Source organism: Luteitalea sp., from assembly GCF_022842525.1.
Lineage (GTDB): Bacteria > Acidobacteriota > Vicinamibacteria > Vicinamibacterales > Vicinamibacteraceae > Luteitalea.
Genome location: NZ_JALHPM010000006.1, coordinates 24,666 through 40,046, shown reverse-complemented (window position 1 = coordinate 40,046; position 15,381 = coordinate 24,666). Strand labels below are relative to the sequence as shown.

At 69.2% G+C, this 15,381-nt stretch carries 13 protein-coding genes and 1 pseudogene; 6 read left to right on the top strand and 8 right to left on the bottom strand.

From position 1 onward, the window contains the following. Window positions 1-159 precede the first annotated feature (159 nt). The 4 genes from Q0C41_RS02515 to Q0C41_RS02500 form a co-directional block, all read right to left on the bottom strand. A complete protein-coding gene (locus Q0C41_RS02515) occupies window positions 160-2,454 on the bottom strand; it encodes an ATP-binding protein (protein WP_291980872.1) in 2,295 nt (764 codons plus the stop codon). Between the two features lie 95 nt (window positions 2,455-2,549). Further along, window positions 2,550-3,545 (bottom strand): hypothetical protein, encoded by a 996-nt coding sequence (locus tag Q0C41_RS02510; RefSeq protein ID WP_291980871.1) that lies wholly within the window; start codon window positions 3,543-3,545, stop codon window positions 2,550-2,552. Next, window positions 3,538-4,857: an MFS transporter gene (locus tag Q0C41_RS02505; protein ID WP_291980870.1), complete on the bottom strand. Its 1,320-nt coding sequence runs from the start codon at window positions 4,855-4,857 to the stop codon at window positions 3,538-3,540. The genes Q0C41_RS02510 and Q0C41_RS02505 overlap by 8 nt, the downstream gene beginning before the upstream one ends. Window positions 4,858-4,860: 3 nt before the next feature. Continuing rightward, window positions 4,861-5,616 (bottom strand): glucosamine-6-phosphate deaminase, encoded by a 756-nt coding sequence (locus Q0C41_RS02500; RefSeq protein ID WP_291980869.1) that lies wholly within the window; start codon window positions 5,614-5,616, stop codon window positions 4,861-4,863. Window positions 5,617-5,715: 99 nt separating this feature from the next. On the opposite strand from Q0C41_RS02500, the gene uvrA reads away from it, so the two are divergent. From uvrA to Q0C41_RS02485, 3 genes are all read left to right on the top strand, one after another. Beyond that, window positions 5,716-8,598 carry an excinuclease ABC subunit UvrA gene (uvrA, locus tag Q0C41_RS02495; RefSeq protein ID WP_291980868.1) on the top strand — a complete coding sequence of 961 codons (2,883 nt, stop codon included), beginning with the start codon at window positions 5,716-5,718 and terminating at the stop codon, window positions 8,596-8,598. A gap of 42 nt (window positions 8,599-8,640) precedes the next feature. Continuing rightward, window positions 8,641-9,897, top strand: a complete 1,257-nt coding sequence (locus Q0C41_RS02490; RefSeq protein WP_291980867.1) for a HEAT repeat domain-containing protein — start codon at window positions 8,641-8,643, stop codon at window positions 9,895-9,897. A 75-nt stretch (window positions 9,898-9,972) separates the two neighbouring features. Then, complete coding sequence (locus tag Q0C41_RS02485) at window positions 9,973-10,596, top strand: DNA-3-methyladenine glycosylase (protein ID WP_367079090.1); 624 nt, start codon at window positions 9,973-9,975, stop codon at window positions 10,594-10,596. 15 nt (window positions 10,597-10,611) lie between these two features. On the opposite strand, the pseudogene Q0C41_RS02480 reads toward Q0C41_RS02485, so the two are convergent. Then, a pseudogene (locus Q0C41_RS02480) lies at window positions 10,612-10,803 on the bottom strand (helix-turn-helix domain-containing protein); the annotation flags it as partial. Window positions 10,804-10,938: 135 nt separating this feature from the next. On the opposite strand from Q0C41_RS02480, the gene Q0C41_RS02475 reads away from it, so the two are divergent. Continuing rightward, window positions 10,939-11,709: a type 1 glutamine amidotransferase domain-containing protein gene (locus Q0C41_RS02475; RefSeq protein ID WP_291980865.1), complete on the top strand. Its 771-nt coding sequence runs from the start codon at window positions 10,939-10,941 to the stop codon at window positions 11,707-11,709. 41 nt (window positions 11,710-11,750) lie between these two features. Here Q0C41_RS02475 and Q0C41_RS02470 read toward each other — a convergent pair whose 3' ends face one another. Together Q0C41_RS02470 and Q0C41_RS02465 are read right to left on the bottom strand one after the other, a co-directional pair. Next, a complete protein-coding gene (locus Q0C41_RS02470) occupies window positions 11,751-12,875 on the bottom strand; it encodes a trypsin-like peptidase domain-containing protein (protein WP_291980864.1) in 1,125 nt (374 codons plus the stop codon). A 2-nt stretch (window positions 12,876-12,877) separates the two neighbouring features. Continuing rightward, window positions 12,878-13,264 carry an Hsp20/alpha crystallin family protein gene (locus Q0C41_RS02465; RefSeq protein ID WP_291980863.1) on the bottom strand — a complete coding sequence of 129 codons (387 nt, stop codon included), beginning with the start codon at window positions 13,262-13,264 and terminating at the stop codon, window positions 12,878-12,880. 86 nt (window positions 13,265-13,350) lie between these two features. Between Q0C41_RS02465 and efp the strand changes: the two genes are divergently transcribed. Continuing rightward, window positions 13,351-13,914 (top strand): elongation factor P, encoded by a 564-nt coding sequence (efp, locus tag Q0C41_RS02460; protein WP_291980862.1) that lies wholly within the window; start codon window positions 13,351-13,353, stop codon window positions 13,912-13,914. 115 nt (window positions 13,915-14,029) lie between these two features. Then, complete coding sequence (locus tag Q0C41_RS02455; RefSeq protein WP_291980861.1) at window positions 14,030-14,608, top strand: thymidine kinase; 579 nt, start codon at window positions 14,030-14,032, stop codon at window positions 14,606-14,608. Between the two features lie 158 nt (window positions 14,609-14,766). Here the strand turns inward: Q0C41_RS02455 and Q0C41_RS02450 are convergent, their stop codons facing one another. Then, window positions 14,767-15,327, bottom strand: coding sequence for a hypothetical protein (locus tag Q0C41_RS02450; RefSeq protein ID WP_291980860.1), 561 nt, complete (start codon window positions 15,325-15,327; stop codon window positions 14,767-14,769). Between the last annotated feature and the right edge of the window lie 54 nt (window positions 15,328-15,381).

Below are 15,381 nucleotides of genomic sequence, written 5' to 3'. Positions count from 1 at the left end.
AGTCCGCCACACCTCGTTGCTGCAGGCGTGACGCCGTGCAGCCTCGTGTCCTGACCACCTGCGAGCGCACCGCGCACGACTGTCGCCGTCGACCTTCCACCTTCGCCAAGGCTACGGCGGACGAGTCAGGTCGACGGTCCGCCGCAAGCGCTGCGCATGTCAGAGGTGCGGCACACGCCGACGGGCGTCGGCGAGCAGGTCGTGCAGCGTGACCGCCAGGTCGCGCAGGGAGAACGGCTTGGCCAGGCGGCCGCCGAACCCCACGGTCTGGTACTCGGCCAGCAGGCCGGTGTCGGCGTAGCCGCTCATCACCACGGCACACACGCGGGGGTCGTACTCGCGCAACTGCGCCAGCGCCTCGGCGCCGCCCATGCCCCCGGGCACCGTCAGGTCCATCACGAGCGCCTCGTAGGGGTCGCCCAGATCCATCGCATGCAGGTAGCGTTCGACGGCCATCTCGCCGTCGGACACGATGTCGGGCGTGTAGCCGAGCGACCGCAGCATCGACGCGGTCACCGTGGCGATCGACCGGTCGTCGTCCATCACCAGGATGCGTCCCTTGCCGTGCGGGATGGCAAGCGTCGGTGGGGAGGCCACCGGCGCCACCCGCTTGGTCGATCGCGGCAGCAGGATGTGGAAGACGGTGCCGCTGCCTACCGTCGATTCGGCTTGCAGCAGGCCGCCGTGGTTCTTGATCACCGCGTGCGACACCGCCAGGCCGAGCCCGGTCCCCGACGGCTTGGTCGTGAAGTACGGGTCGAAGATCCGTTCGAGATGCTCGGCCGGAATGCCGACGCCCTGGTCCTTGATGCTGATGCGGACGAACTGCCGCGACGCCCCCGGCATGTCCGGGCCGGGCGACAGCCGCGTGTTGCTGCACGAGACGTGCACCTGCCCACCGCGCGGCATCGCCTGCTTGGCATTGAGCACGATGTTGTGCACGACCTGCTCGAGTTGGCCCTCGTCGGCCTCGACGGCCCACAGCTCCGGCGCCACATCCACGCTGTATCGGACGTTGGAGCCGCTCACGGCGAAACGGACCGTGGCGTCCACGAGCGGGCCGATGTGCATCGGACGCTTCACCGGGTCGCCGCCTCGCGAGAAGGTCAGCAACTGATGGGTGAGCGTGCGCGCGCGGAGGCAGGCGCGCTCGGCTTCCTCGAGCCACGTCGCCGTCTCGCGCGAGAGCGTTTCGTCGCTGCGCGCCAGGGCGATGTTGCCGACCACGGCGGTGAGGACGTTGTTGAAGTCGTGCGCGATGCCGCCCGCCAGGACGCCGAGCGACTCCAGCTTGCTGGCCCGCACCCGTTCCTGCGTCAGGCGGACGCTCTCGGTGATGTCGCGCACCACCAGCACGACGCCCATCTTCTGGCCGTCGCCATCCGACATCGGCGCGCCAGTGAGGTTGACCGACAACCGGGCCCCGTCAGGGGCGATGAGCGAGGCGTTGGTCTCGGCCTCGGGCATGCGGCCCGACTCGAGGATGCGTGCCACCGGCACTTCCTGCACGGTCGCGCCCTCCGGATCCCAGAGGCACAGGACGTCGTCGATGGCCTTGCCGATGGCCTTGTCCTGGGTGCGGCCGGTCAACTGCTCGGCGACGACGTTGAGCATCGTCACGCGCCCCTGCAGGTCGGTGGTGATGACGCCGTCCCCGATGCTGCGCAGCGTGACGGCGAGGCGTTCCTTCTCGGCGGCGAGGTCCTCGCGCGCGCTGGCGTGCAGGTCGGCCATCGCCTGGACGCGCTTCTGCTCGTCGTGCAGACGCCCGAAGTAGACCTTGTAGGAGTGGTAGATGAACGCGACCGGAATCAGGACGAAGAGCGCGACGTTCCACGCCTCGTACTCGGCGACGAGCGTGGCCAGGAACACGACGGCGGCCGTCAGGAAGTATCCGGGCGCGGTCCACAGGAAGTTGTCGTGCCAGCAGCGCCAGAGCGCCTGCCCGGTGGACGTCGCGATCGCGGTCGAGACGATCAGCGAGTTCGTGAGGAAGTAGGCGGCAGTGGCGCCGATCAGGGGGCCGATGGCCGGCGCCGTATCGATGCTGCCCAGGCTGCCGCCGAGCAGGACGAAGGTGAGGCCGGCCGTCCCCACCGACAGCACCAGCATCATGCTGTTGAACAGGTGACGCCAGAGCGGCGACCGGGTCTTGCTGTGAAAGGCCGACTGCACCCAGCCGGAGACCGCGGCGATGACCAGGGCGGGGCCGACGTCCATCATCAGCATCGCCACGAACAAGGCCGCGAAGCTGGTCGACATCGTCGCCCAGCCGCGGGCGAGCGGGACGTGGATCTTGAGCGCCGACAACGCGGCCGCCAACACGAGGAGCCCCACGAACGGCAGCGACCGTCCCTGCAGGCTGGGCAAGGCCCATACCAGCAGGGCAAGCCCTGCCAGGATGACGCTGCCCACGTAGAGCGTCAGCCAGCGCTGTGTTCGTTTCGTCTGCACTCGGGTTCCAAGGTCACGCCCACCCTCACCTGTCTATCGGTCGGAGTGGCGTTTTTCATCATGGTGTGCGGAACCCCCGGCCGACACAAGTGGTTTTATCCGCCGTCCTGATGACTTTCTGGGCTGAATGCGACCTGTTCGACGGTCGCGCCGTCGTTCGACCAGCGGACGGTCGCCTCGCCTCTCGTGGGAAGTCCCAGGTAGTGGGCTGGCTGGGTAGAGGCCATGCCCCACGCCACCCCCATATCTAGCGATACCCACAGCGACGCCAGGCCTACGGCCTGCGGCATGGTCAGCGACGAGCCGGCCAGGGTGAGCGAGCCAGGTACGGCGACGCGGCCCGACGGGTCGGCCACGACCTCGAGTTCGCCCAGGCGGTAGCGCCCGGGCGCGGCGCCGGCCGCCATGATCGCGTCGGTCACCAGCAGGCAGCGCTCCGGCCCCTTGGCGCGAATCATGACTTTCACCGTCGCCGGAGGGAGATGGTGGCCGTCCACGATCAGCGACGCCCACAACTGGTCGGTCGCCAGCTGGTCCCAGATCACGTTGGGGTGGCGGGGGAGCACCGCCGGGCACCCGTTGCCGAGGTGCGTCGACATGGTGGCGCCCGCGCTGACCGCATCGGCGATCTGGGCCGTCGTCGCATTCGAATGGGCGAGGGCGACGCGGACGCCCATCGCCACGGCGCCTTCGATGACCGTCAGCGCGCCGGGCACCTCGGCCGCCAGCGTCAGCAGGCGGATTTGGCCGTCTGCCGCGTCCTGGCGGCGCCGGAAGTCGTCCATCGAGGCATCGACGACGCAGGACAGCGGATGCGCACCGCGGAAGCCATCCTGCGGCGAGATGTACGGCCCTTCCATGTGCAGGCCCGCGATGATGGGGTGCCCGGTGGCCAGGACCCGTCGCGCGCAGTCGCGGAAGTGCTCGAACGTCGACGTGATGATGGTCGGCAGGCAGAGGCCGACACCCGTGGCCTCCATCGCGGCGAACGACACCGCGATCTGCTCCGACGAGACATCCGCGTTGTAGTCGACGCCGGCGAAGCCGTTGACCTGCAGATCGACGAATGCGGGGCCGCGATGCTCACGCATTGGGGATCTCGCGAATGCGTCCGAGCTCACCGACGAGCACGACGACGAGGAAGAAGGCGACCAGGTAGGCCGACGCGCAGGCGAGGAACACAGGCGCATAGCCCGCCCCCTCGACGACATGACCGATCATGCGCTGCGTGATGACGCCGGCGACGCTGCCGAGCAGGCCGCCGAGGCCCGTGACCGAGCCGACGGCCCGTGCCGGGAACACTTCGGCCGGCAGGATCACGTTGCCCCACGCGCCGTGGCAGAACATGGCCAGCGTGACGCAGATGAGCGCGAGCGTGGTGATGTCGAGGCCGATGGTGGCTGCGTACGGCGCGATCGAGTCGATGCGGGCCAGGGCGAGGAACAGCACCAGCGCCGTGGCCGACACGGTGAACGTCGTCAGCTTGCGCGCCCGATTCACCGTCATGCCGATCGACGTGACGAGGTAGCGGGGGATGACGCCCGAGGCGATGTTGCCGGTGGCCAGGGCCGCGTAGGGCAGCCAGCCTACGGCCAGCAACGTCGTGCGCGGGATCGCGAAGGTGTCTTCCAGGTACTTCAGCACCCAGAAGTTCAGCAGATACGAGATCGGATCGGTCAGGACGCGGGCGGCCACGCAGCCCCACGTCTCCTTCATGCGCATGAGGACGCGCATCGGCGGCGGTGGCTGCGACTCGCTCAGGGTGCGATCGGCCGTGATGAGGGCGCGTTCCTCGGCGGTGATGTGCCGATGGTCTTCCGGCTTGTGATAGAGCCACCACCAGAGTGGCAGCCACAGCAGGCCGAGGGCGCCGGAGAAGATGAAGGCGGCACGCCAGCCGAAGTAGAGACTGATGGCGCCGATGAGCGGGACGGCCAGCGTCGACCCGAGCGCGGTGCCGGCATTGAAGATGCCGACCGCCAGGGCGCGCTCGCGTACCGGGAACCATTCGGTTGCGGCCTTGACGCCGCCCGGGATGACCGCCGCCTCCGAGGCGCCGAGCGCGAAGCGCGCCAACTGGAAGTGGAACGGCGTGCGCGCGAACGCGTGGCTCATCGCCGCCACCGACCAGGCCGCCACGAAGTACAGGTAGCCGCGCCGGGTCCCGATCACGTCGAGGATGCGGCCGCTGACGAGATACATGATCGAGTAGCTCATCAGGAACGCCGACGTGATCTGGCCGTACTGCGCGTCCGTGAAGCCGACGTCCTTCTGGATCTGCGTCGCCAGGACCGACAGGGCCTGGCGATCGAGATAGTTCAGCTCCGACGCGAGGCACAGCAGGACAGCGATGTACCACCGCAGGTGCGGGATCTTGCGCGAGTCGGCCGGAGCGGGCGTCACGGGCTAGCTGTGCGCTGCGGTCGTGCCCGGCTGCAGGCGCGACGCGGAGGCCGGATCGAGGAAGAGCCGCAGGCTGGCGTGCGTCTGCAGGATCGACGCAGGCACCTCGGGAGTCACGGGCCCCTCGAGGGCGGCCTGCACCGCGGCGGACTTCCGCTCGTCGGGCACCATGCAGAAGATGTGGCGCGTCTTGAGGATCTGCCGCACCGACATGCTCAGCGCCTGCGTCGGCACCTCGTCCAGACTGCCGAACCAGCCTTCCCCGACCTGCTGCCGGCGGCACGCCTCGTCGAGGGTGACCACCAGGTACGGTGACTCGGTCTCGAAGTCGGCCGGCGGGTCGTTGAACGCCAGGTGACCGTTCTCGCCGATGCCGCAGCAGCAGACGTCGATCGGCGCCGCGCTGATGGCGGCACCCGCCGCCGCCAGGACGGTGGCCGGGTCCCCCTCGCCATCGAGCAGCAGGGCCGACCCGATCGGCACCCGGCTGAACAGGCGCTCCTGCAGGTACTTGCGGAAGCTGGCCTTGTGGCTGAGCGGCAGGCCGACGTATTCGTCGAGGTGGAACGCATCCACCTGCGCCCACGGCACGTCGGTGCGCGCCACGAGGGCCTCCAGGAAGGTGAACTGCGAGGCGCCGGTCGCGACGATGACGCGGGCGCGACCACGAGCCTGGACGGCCTCGGCGATGGAGTGGGCGACTTCCGCGGCGGCGGCGACGCCGAGCGCCGTCGCGTCTGGATGAACCGAGATTCTCATTGCGCGCGACTCTAGCACACGGGGTTGGGCCCGGACGCCTCGGCGAGGCATCCCTCCCATCTCCGCCCCCGCGGGGAGGCGGGGTATGCTCAGAAGTTGATGTCCACCTCACCGACCTCGCCGATCCGCGACATCGTGGTCAAGGGCGCCCGCACCCACAACCTCAAGCAGGTCGACGTCACCCTGCCGGCACGCAAGCTGATCGTCATCACGGGCGTCTCGGGGTCGGGCAAGTCGTCGCTGGCGTTCGACACGATCTACGCCGAAGGGCAGCGCCGCTACGTCGAGTCGCTCTCCGCGTACGCCCGGCAGTTCCTCGAGCGGATGGAGCGCCCGGACGTCGACTCGATCCAGGGCATCTCGCCGGCGATTGCCATCCGCCAGAAGAACAGCATTCGCAACCCGCGGAGCACCGTCGGCACTACCACCGAGATCCACGACTACCTGCGCCTGCTCTTCGCGCGGGTCGGGCGGACGTACTGCCGCCAGTGCGGCCGCGAGGTCGTGCGTGAGTCCGCCGAGGTGGTGGCCCAGCGGCTGGCCGCCCTCCCGGAGGGCACCCGTCTGCTGCTCGGCTTCGAGATGCCCGTCGTCAGCATGCATGTCGCCGCCGACGAAGAACGCCGGGGCGACGACGAGGACGAGGCCGGCGGCGCCGGGCGGACGACGAAGAAGGACGCCCGCCTGTCACTCGAGGCCACGCTCGAGACGCTGCGACGTCGCGGCTTCACGCGCGTGCTCCTCGACGGCGAGATGACCAACCTCGCCGACGTCCCGATGACGGCGCTCGAAGGGCGGACGACGCTGGAGGTGGTGGTCGATCGCATCAAGGTCGGCCCGGACCTGCTCGCGCGTCTCACCGACTCGCTCGAGGTCGCCTATCAGGAGGGCGGTGGGGCCGCCTTCGCGATCGATCTCGAAGGCCCCGTCCGCCACGTCTTCTCCGAGCGGTTCGAGTGTCGCTCGTGCGGCATCCCGTACGAGGTGCCCCAGCCGCGCCTCTTCTCGTTCAACAACCCGTTCGGCGCCTGCCCGGTCTGCCACGGGTTCGGCAACGTCATGGAGCTCGACCTCGGGCTCGTCGTGCCGGCGCCGACCAAGACGCTGGCGCAGGGCGCCATCGATCCGTGGACCAAGCCGCAGTATCGCGGCTACCAGACGCACCTGAAGCGGCAGGGGCGCGAGGGCAAGGTCCGCCTCGACGTGCCGTGGGAGCAGCTCACCGACGCCGAGCGCGCCTTCGTCGTCGATGGCGATGGCAGCTACGAGGGCGTGCGCGGGTTCTTCGCGCTGCTCGAGCGCAAGAAGTACAAGGTGCACGTCCGCGTCTTCCTGAGTCGCTACCGCGGCTACCAGGTCTGCCCCGACTGCGGCGGCGCCCGCCTGCGCCGCGAGGCGCGCGACGTGCAGGTGCAGGGCCTGACCATCGATCGCGTCGGCGCGATGACCGTGCGCGAGGCCCTCGACTTCTTCGCGGGGCTGACGCTGTCGGAACGCGACGCCGCCATCGCCGACAAGCTGCAGCACGAGATCGTCAAGCGCCTCACGTTCCTGAGCAACGTCGGCCTCGAGTACCTGACGCTCGATCGCCTGTCGTCGACGCTGTCGGGCGGCGAGTCGCAGCGCATCAGTCTCGCGACGTCGCTGGGCTCGGCCCTGGTCGGCACGCTGTACGTGCTCGACGAGCCGTCGATCGGCCTCCACCCGCGGGACAACCTGCGCCTGATCGGCATCCTGCGGCAACTGCGGGATCAGGGCAACACCGTGCTGGTCGTCGAGCACGACGCCGACATGATCGCCGTCGCCGACGAGATCATCGACATGGGCCTCGGCGCCGGAGAACTCGGCGGCCGGGTGGTCTATGCCGGCTCGCTCGAGGGCCTGCGCAAGGACCCGCGGTCGCTCACGGGCAAGTACCTGCGCGACGACCTCGCCATTCCGGTGCCGGCGACGCGCCGCAAGCCGACAGGGCAGAAGCTGCGCGTGCTCGGCGCCTCCGAGCACAACCTGAAGAACGTCGACGTGGAGATCCCGCTCGGCCTGTTCACCGTCGTCACCGGCGTGTCGGGGTCGGGCAAGTCGACGCTCGTGCACGACGTGATTCACGCCGGCATCAAGCGCGCCAAGGGCGATTGGGACAAGGCCGTGGGCGCGTGTCGCCGCCTCGAGGGCATCGAACTGGTCTCCGACGTCATCCTGGTCGACCAGGCGCCGATCGGGCGCACGCCACGGTCCAACCCGGTGACGTACCTCAAGGCCTTCGATCCGATCCGCGAACTGTTCGCCTCCACCAAGGACGCGCGAACACGCGGGCTGACGGCGAGCAGCTTCTCCTTCAACGTCCCCGGCGGCCGGTGCGATGCGTGTGAAGGCGAAGGGCAGGTGCGCGTCGAGATGCAGTTCCTCGCCGACGTCTTCGTGCCATGCGACGTCTGCGAAGGCACCCGCTTCCGGCCGCAGGTGCTCGAGGTCACGTACCGCGGCAAGAACATCCATCAGGTGCTCGACCTCACCGTGCGTGAGGCGATCCAGTTCTTCAACGGCTCGCCCAAGGTGCTGCGCCGCCTGCTGGTGCTCGAGGAGATCGGTCTCGGCTATCTGCGTCTCGGCCAGCCGGCCACCACCCTGTCCGGGGGAGAGGCGCAGCGCATCAAGATCGCCGCCCACCTGTCGACCCAGGGCGGTGATCGGATGCTCTACATCCTCGACGAGCCCACCACCGGCCTGCACTTCGACGACATCGCCAAGCTGCTCGCGGCCTTCCGCAAGCTGATCGCTGCCGGGCACTCGCTGCTCGTGATCGAGCACAACCTCGACGTGATCAAGACGGCCGACTGGGTCATCGACCTCGGACCCGAGGGGGGCCACGCCGGCGGCGAGGTCGTCGCCGTCGGTTCGCCCGAGACGATTGTCACCGTCGCGGCGTCGCACACCGGCCAGCATCTCAAGGCCGTCCTCGACGGCGCGAGCCTGCGCACGTAGCGGTCGGACAAAGTCCGCCACCTGCAGGTACACTGGGTGCCGATGCGAATTCACTCCGCGCATGTGTTCGTGGCGCTGCTGTGCGGCGCCGCTCCGCTGCTGGCCCAGGCGCCGGCGCCGGCCGCTCCTCGGGCCTCCTACGACCAGGTCGTGGCGCAGTTGCAGTCGCCCGACGCGGATGCCCGACGCGATGCACTCCGGTCCCTGGGGGCCACGGCCTATCCGGAGGCCATCGCGCCGATCAGTCAGCTGCTGACCGACCCCATCGACGACATCCAGCTGGAGACGATCTACACCCTGTTGAGCTTCTACCATGTCGAGAAGCCGACCATCGTCAAGCGCCGCAGGGGCCTCGTCGTCGAGACCAGGTCGCGCAGCGCCGCGCAGGGCATCTACGACCTCGGCCCCTACGGCCTGATTCCCCAGCCGGTGCCGGTCGAACTCACCAACGGCCTGGCGCAGTCGATGTTCGACCCGAACCCGCGCGTGCGCATCGAGTCGGTCTACGCCCTCGGCGTGATGGCCCGGCCGCCGCTCGACGGGTACGCGGCCGACGCGCTGGCGCGCCTGCTGCAAGACAAGGATGAGGACATCCGCGAGGCCACCGCGCGCGTCATCGGGGGGCTCCGCGTGTCGAGCGCCGGCGACGCGCTGGTCGAGGCGCTCAACGACAGGAGCACCCGGGTGGCCACGGCGGCCATGCGCGCGCTGGGCGACATCAAGGCGTGGCAATCGCTGCAGGCGCTGACCGATCAGTTCAACTACTTCGGCGGGAAGGGACCACGGGCCGAAGCCGCGATCGACGCTCTCGCCCGAATCGCGCACGCCTCGTCGCAGCAGTTGTTCGTGTCGCAGCTCACCTCGTCCTCCGCCAACCTCCGTCGCCTGGCGGGGGAAGGACTGGCGCGCAGCGGCAATCGCGAGGCCGCGCAGCAGGCGGCGACGGCCCTGGCCGGGGACAAGCAGCGGGACGTGCTGCTGGCCGGCGCGTTCGCGTCGGTGACGGCGGGCCCACAGGGGGGCAGCGGCGTGGGTTTCCTGGTGCAGGCGCTGGATCATGGCGCCTTTCACGAGCAGGCGATGGCCTATCTCGTCGAGCTCGGTCCCCGGGCGGTCCCCGGGCTCGACCAGGCGCTGGCCTCCGACGACCCGGCCACGCGCGAGCGCGTGACCCTCGTGCTCGGCTTCATCGGTGGCGACGACGCGCTGGTCCTGCTCGAGCGCGCCCGTGGCGACAAGGATCTCCGTGTCGTGCGCGCCGCCGAGCGCGCCATCGCTCGCCTTCGCAAGTCGGCGTAAGCCTCCTGCGCCCATCGCCTCACGCGCACGCCGCATCCGGGTAGCGCCGGCTCTCCGAGCCGGCCGGCACCGCCCCTGGCTGCCACGTCCTCACTGACGCCATCGTTCTTCGCCAGGCCGACCCTCGTCGTGGCCCGCGATCTCATCGGCATGCGGCTCGTGCACGAGACGGCCACCGGGACGACCGCCGGGCTCATTGTCGAAGTCGAGGCCTACATCGGCGAGGACGACCCGGCCTGTCACGCCGCGCCTGGGCCGACGGCTCGCAACCAGCCCCTGTACGGACCACCGGGGCTGGCCTACGTCTACTTCAACTACGGCGTGCACTGGCTGGTGAATGCCGTGACCGAGGCCGATGGCTTTCCGGCCGCGGTGCTGATCCGCGCCCTCGAGCCCGTCGATGGGGTGGCGCTGATGCGATCACGGCGTGCGCCGCGCCGCGCTGGCGTCGAGGGCGTGTGGGCCGGCAAGGACCACGACCTCTGTCGCGGCCCGGGCAACCTGACGCGCGCGCTCGGCATCACCGGCGAGCAGAACCGCGTGCCGCTCACGACAGGGGCGCTGCGCCTCGAGCGCAGGCCGCGGCGGCCGACCGCTGCCATCGCGTGGAGTCCACGCATCGGCATCCGCGTCGGGCAGGACCGCCCGTGGCGGGCCTACCTCGCCGGCCACCCCGCGGTGTCTGGCCGGCCCCGATAGCCGAGATCCTGCGTGTCAGGCACCGCCGCGACGCCGACGGTACAGCGCACCCCACGTGCGCAACGCCTCGATCGCCGGCACCGTCGTCCGCCCCAGGGGCGTGATCGCGTAGTCCACGTGCGGCGGCACGACCGGGTGCACCGTGCGCGTGAGCAGGCCGTGCTGCTCCAGTTCGCGCAGGTGCTGGGTCAGCATCTTGTGGGAGATCCCCTGCAACGTCTGGCCCTCGAACTCGAACTCGGGCATCCATGCTCTCCTTCTGGTAAGTATCCCACCGGAATGTGCGTACTTCACATGCAGCGTGCGTGACGCTACCGTCGGATCTTCCATCACGGAGGACCCATGAGCCTGAAGGATCCGAACGTCACGCGCCCGGGCGCCCGCAAGCGCGTCGCCATCGTCATCGCCAATGCCACCGTGTCGACCACCACCGGCTGGCCGGTCGGGTTCTGGTGGTCCGAGCTGACGCATCCGTACCATGTCTTCACCGAGGTCGGGTACGAGGTCGCCGTCTTCAGTCCCGATGGCGGCCAGTGCGTCGCCGACGCGATGAGCGACCCCGGGGACGCCAGTGGCTACAGCCGCAGCGACCTCATCTCCCAGGGCTTCATCCACACCCCGGCCCTTCGGTCGCTGATCGACGACACACGTCCGGTTTCCGAGTTGGACCCTGCAGACTTCGACGCCATCGTCGTTGCCGGTGGGCAGGCGCCGATGTTCACCTTCGAGCAGGCGACGACGTTGCAGCAGGTGTTCGTCCGCTTCTACGAAGCCGGCAAGATCGCCGCCGCGCTGTGCCATGGCACCGCCATCCTGGCCTTTGCCCGCCTGTCGTCCGGCGAGTACCTGGCCGCCGGCAAGACGGTCACCGGCTTTGCCAACGTCGAGGAGGACTTCGCCGACAACGCCGTGTGGAGTTACGGCCTGCCGGCGCGCGACAGGCACGTGGTGCCGTGGCGCATCGAGGACCGGCTGAAGGCGATTGGGGCCAACTACGTGCAGGCCGGCCTGTGGCGCGGCTTTGCCGTCCGCGACGGCAATCTGATCACGGGGCAGCAGAACTTCTCCGGGGAAGAGACCGCGCGCGCCGTCGTCGCGGCGCTGGGTCGGTGAGCCCGGAGCCCGCCCCGAGCCCTGACCCTTGAGCCTGAGGCTTACCGCTGCCCGCGGAACGGCGCTTCGGTGATGGGCACCTTGATGTCGAACTCCTGGCGGGCTCGACGCACGCGCAGGGTGGCGACCGATCCGACCGGCGCGGTCAGCATCGACCGTTCGAAGGCCTCGGTGCCCGTGATCTCGGCGCGATTGAAGCCGACGATCACGTCGCCGGCACGCAGGCCGGCATCCCACGCATCACCGGAATTGCGAATCCGGTAGACGACGACCCCGTCGGTGGACGCGACGTCGAGATCCTGCGCCAGCCCGGGATTGAGCGGCGCGATGCGGACGATGCCGGCGATGGTGCCGCGGCGCACCTTGCCGAACTTCTCGAGTTGGGCGGCGACGTCGCGGGCCAGGTTGCTCGGCACCGCGAACCCGATGCCCTGATAGCCGCCGCTCTCGCTGTAGATCCAGGTGTTGATGCCGATCAGTTCGCCGCGGCGATTGACCAGCGCGCCGCCGGAATTGCCGGGATTGATGGCGGCATCGGTCTGGATGTAGTCGGCGACGACCGAGATCTGCGGGTTGGTACGGCCGAGGGCCGACACGATGCCGAGCGTCACGGTCTCGCCCAGCTGGTAGGGGTTGCCCACCGCCATGACCCACTCGGCCACGCGGAGGCGGGAACTGTCGCCCCAGGTGATCGGCTGCAGGCTGGGGTCGGTGACGCGCAGCAGGGCGAGGTCGGCGTATGGGTCGATCCCGACCAGCTCGGCCGGGCGCTCGCGTCGATTCCACAGCACGACGCTGAGCTGTGTGGCTTCTCCGATCACGTGGGCGTTGGTCAGGACGTAGCCGACGTTGCCGGCCTTGCGGATGACGACGCCGGACCCGGCGCTCTGTGTCGGCTGTTCGTCGATGAAGCCGAAGGGCAGGCGCATCTGCCGCGAGCCGACGGCCGAGATGTTGACCACGCTCGGGATGACGCGTTCGGCGACGTCGGCCAGTTCGGGCAGCGGTCCGCCCGAGACGGTGGCCTTGGGCGCTGCGGGCGCCGGGGGGGGAACGACGGGCGCCTGCGCCGTGGCGCGGTCGGCCGGGCCGAAGCGGCCGGTGACGACCATGCCCGCGAAGAAGCTCGCGACCACGAGGGCCAACGGGAGGAGCAGGCGCCGCACGACTAGCTGACCTCGACGCGTCGGCCGCGGGCCGACGCCGCCTTCGGGAGGGTCACGGTGAGAATGCCATCCTTGAAGTCGGCCTGCACCTCGTCCACGGCCAGTGGCGCCGGGAAGGTGAAGCGGCGGACGAACTGGCCATGCCCGCGTTCGAGGCGCACGTAACACGCCGGTTCGCAGCCCGGGTCCGGCCGATGCCCACGGATGGTCAGGGTGTCGTGGGTCGCGGCGACGTCCACATCGGCCCGACGCACGCCCGGTAGTTCGGCCACGACGACGAAGCTGTCCTCGGTTTCGCTGACGTCGGCCGGGGGTGTCCAGCCCGAGTCGCCCCGCCGATCGGACTGCCCGGCCCGGGTCCGGTATTCGCGAAGGGATTCCCAGCGCATGGGTTCATCGTAGCAAACCGGCGCGTGCTACCATCCTCCGGTTTGCGTACTCGACCGGGTACTTCCTCCGGTCTGCCAGGAGTGTCATGAGTACCGTCTCCGCCACGAAGCTTCGCAAGGGCAACCTCGTCAAGCACAACAACGATCTGTGCCGGATCGTCGAGACCCAGCACGTCACGCCGGGGAACCTGCGGGGGTTCGTCCGCGCCAAGATGCGCAAGGTCAAGGACGGCATCATGTTCGAGCATCGCTTCCGCTCGGAGGACATGGTGGAGCGGGCGCACCTCGACGAGCGCGAGATGCAGTACCTGTACAAGGACGGCGACACCTTCTACTTCATGGACACGTCGTCCTACGAGCAGACGGGCCTGTCCGAGGAGGCGCTCGGCGACTCCATGAACTACCTGCTGCCCGAGTCGATGATCAACGTCGAGTTCTACGAGGGCAACCCGGTGGGCATCGAACTGCCGCCGACCGTGGACCTGAAGGTCACCGATACCGTCCCGGGCATCAAGGGCGCCACGGCCAACGCCCAGACCAAGCCCGCCACGCTCGAGACCGGGCATGTGGTCACCGTGCCGGCCTTCGTCGAAGTCGGCACCGTGGTGCGCGTCAACACCGAGACGGGCGAGTACCTCTCCAGAGTGTAGCCGTCGGACGTTGTCCGACGGCCTGCTTCGGCCTTCGTCATTCGGCCTTCGGCCTTCGCAGGAGCGGTCGATGCGTTCGGCATTCCCGGCATTCGGCATCGCGGCATTCCCCTGAATGGACCAGAGCTCCCAGCGTCCCATCCCCTCGTCCGGCTGGATCGAGGTCATCGTCGGCAGCATGTTCAGCGGCAAGAGCGAAGAGCTCATTCGCCGCCTGCGGCGGGCCCAGATCGCGAAGCGGCGGGTGCTCGTGTTCAAGCCGGCCATCGATGACCGGTTCTCCGAGACCCACATCACCTCGCACAGCGAGATGCGCCTGCCGTCGCTGGCGGTCCGCACGGCGGCCGACATCCTCGAGGGCGTGACCGACGAGACCGAGGTGGTGGGGATCGACGAAGGCCAGTTCTTCGACGTCGAACTGCCGGCGGTGTGCAGCACGCTGGCCGACCGCGGCAAGCGCGTCATCGTGGCCGGTCTGGACCAGGACTACCTGGGACGCCCGTTCGAGCCGATGCCGCAGTTGCTGGCCGTCGCCGAGTACATCACCAAGACCCTGGCCATCTGCATGGTCTGCGGCGAGCCCGCCAATCACACCCAGCGACTGGTCAAGAGCCGCGAACTGGTGCTCGTCGGCGCGACGGACTCGTACGAGGCGCGCTGCCGCAAGTGCTTCGATCCTGCGCTGGCGGGGTAGGGGGGGAATGCCGCGATGCCGAATGCCGGCATGCTGGCATGTCCTTCGCCTTCAGCCTTCCCCCTTCAACCTTCAACCTTCAACCTTAGGTATTCGGCATTCGGCATGGCAGCATTCGGCATTGCGAGCGGAGCCTGTGCCATGAGGCGGAGCCACCCCTAGGCGTCGTCACGCTCGTCGTGGGCGCCGAGGTCGAGGGACTTGCCCCAGAAGTCGATGTCGTGGCGCGCGATCTTGTCGCGGAGCAGCCGGCGGGTCTCGCCGTAGAACTGCGTCGGCACGACCAGGCTGCGGGCCACCTGCTTCATGCGGGGGACCAGCAGGAGCGTCAGCGGTTCGCCTTCGCGCCACCGGAGCCCGCCGATCTTGTGGTACGGCAGGAAGCCCTGGTCCATCCAGACGCCGTCCTCGTAGAACCCGCGCCCGATGCGGATGCTCAGCGGCACGAGATAGCCGTAGTAGACGAGCATCATCGCTTCGCCGAACACCGCCGTCGGTGGCCAGCGCAGGTAGAACAGCTTGACCAGCAGGACCACGCCGAGCAGCGCCGCCATGCCGAGGAACAGGCCGTAGTACCGCGGCACGGGGCTCGGCCACGTCAGCAGCGCCCGGGAGCGCATGCGGAAGTTGCGCGCGACGTCCACCAGGATGCGGACGTTGGCCACGAGGAAGCCCGCGCCCATGAGGAGCAGCACGTGGGACAGGAAGGACGGCGGCACTGCAGTCCTTCTAGCGGATGCGGGCCGCTGGACGCAAGCGGCCCGGTGGCGACG

What these genes read in the sequence shown, in the direction of transcription:
- Q0C41_RS02455 (WP_291980861.1), top strand. Translation starts at nt 14,030, where the DNA reads ATGGACCAGAGCTCCCAGCGTCCCATCCCCTCGTCCGGCTGGATCGAG.
- Q0C41_RS02465 (WP_291980863.1), bottom strand. Translation starts at nt 13,264, where the DNA reads ATGCGCTGGGAATCCCTTCGCGAATACCGGACCCGGGCCGGGCAGTCC.
- uvrA (WP_291980868.1), top strand. Translation starts at nt 5,716, where the DNA reads ATGTCCACCTCACCGACCTCGCCGATCCGCGACATCGTGGTCAAGGGC.
- Q0C41_RS02510 (WP_291980871.1), bottom strand. Translation starts at nt 3,545, where the DNA reads ATGCGTGAGCATCGCGGCCCCGCATTCGTCGATCTGCAGGTCAACGGC.
- efp (WP_291980862.1), top strand. Translation starts at nt 13,351, where the DNA reads ATGAGTACCGTCTCCGCCACGAAGCTTCGCAAGGGCAACCTCGTCAAG.
- Q0C41_RS02490 (WP_291980867.1), top strand. Translation starts at nt 8,641, where the DNA reads ATGCGAATTCACTCCGCGCATGTGTTCGTGGCGCTGCTGTGCGGCGCC.
- Q0C41_RS02475 (WP_291980865.1), top strand. Translation starts at nt 10,939, where the DNA reads ATGAGCCTGAAGGATCCGAACGTCACGCGCCCGGGCGCCCGCAAGCGC.
- Q0C41_RS02500 (WP_291980869.1), bottom strand. Translation starts at nt 5,616, where the DNA reads ATGAGAATCTCGGTTCATCCAGACGCGACGGCGCTCGGCGTCGCCGCC.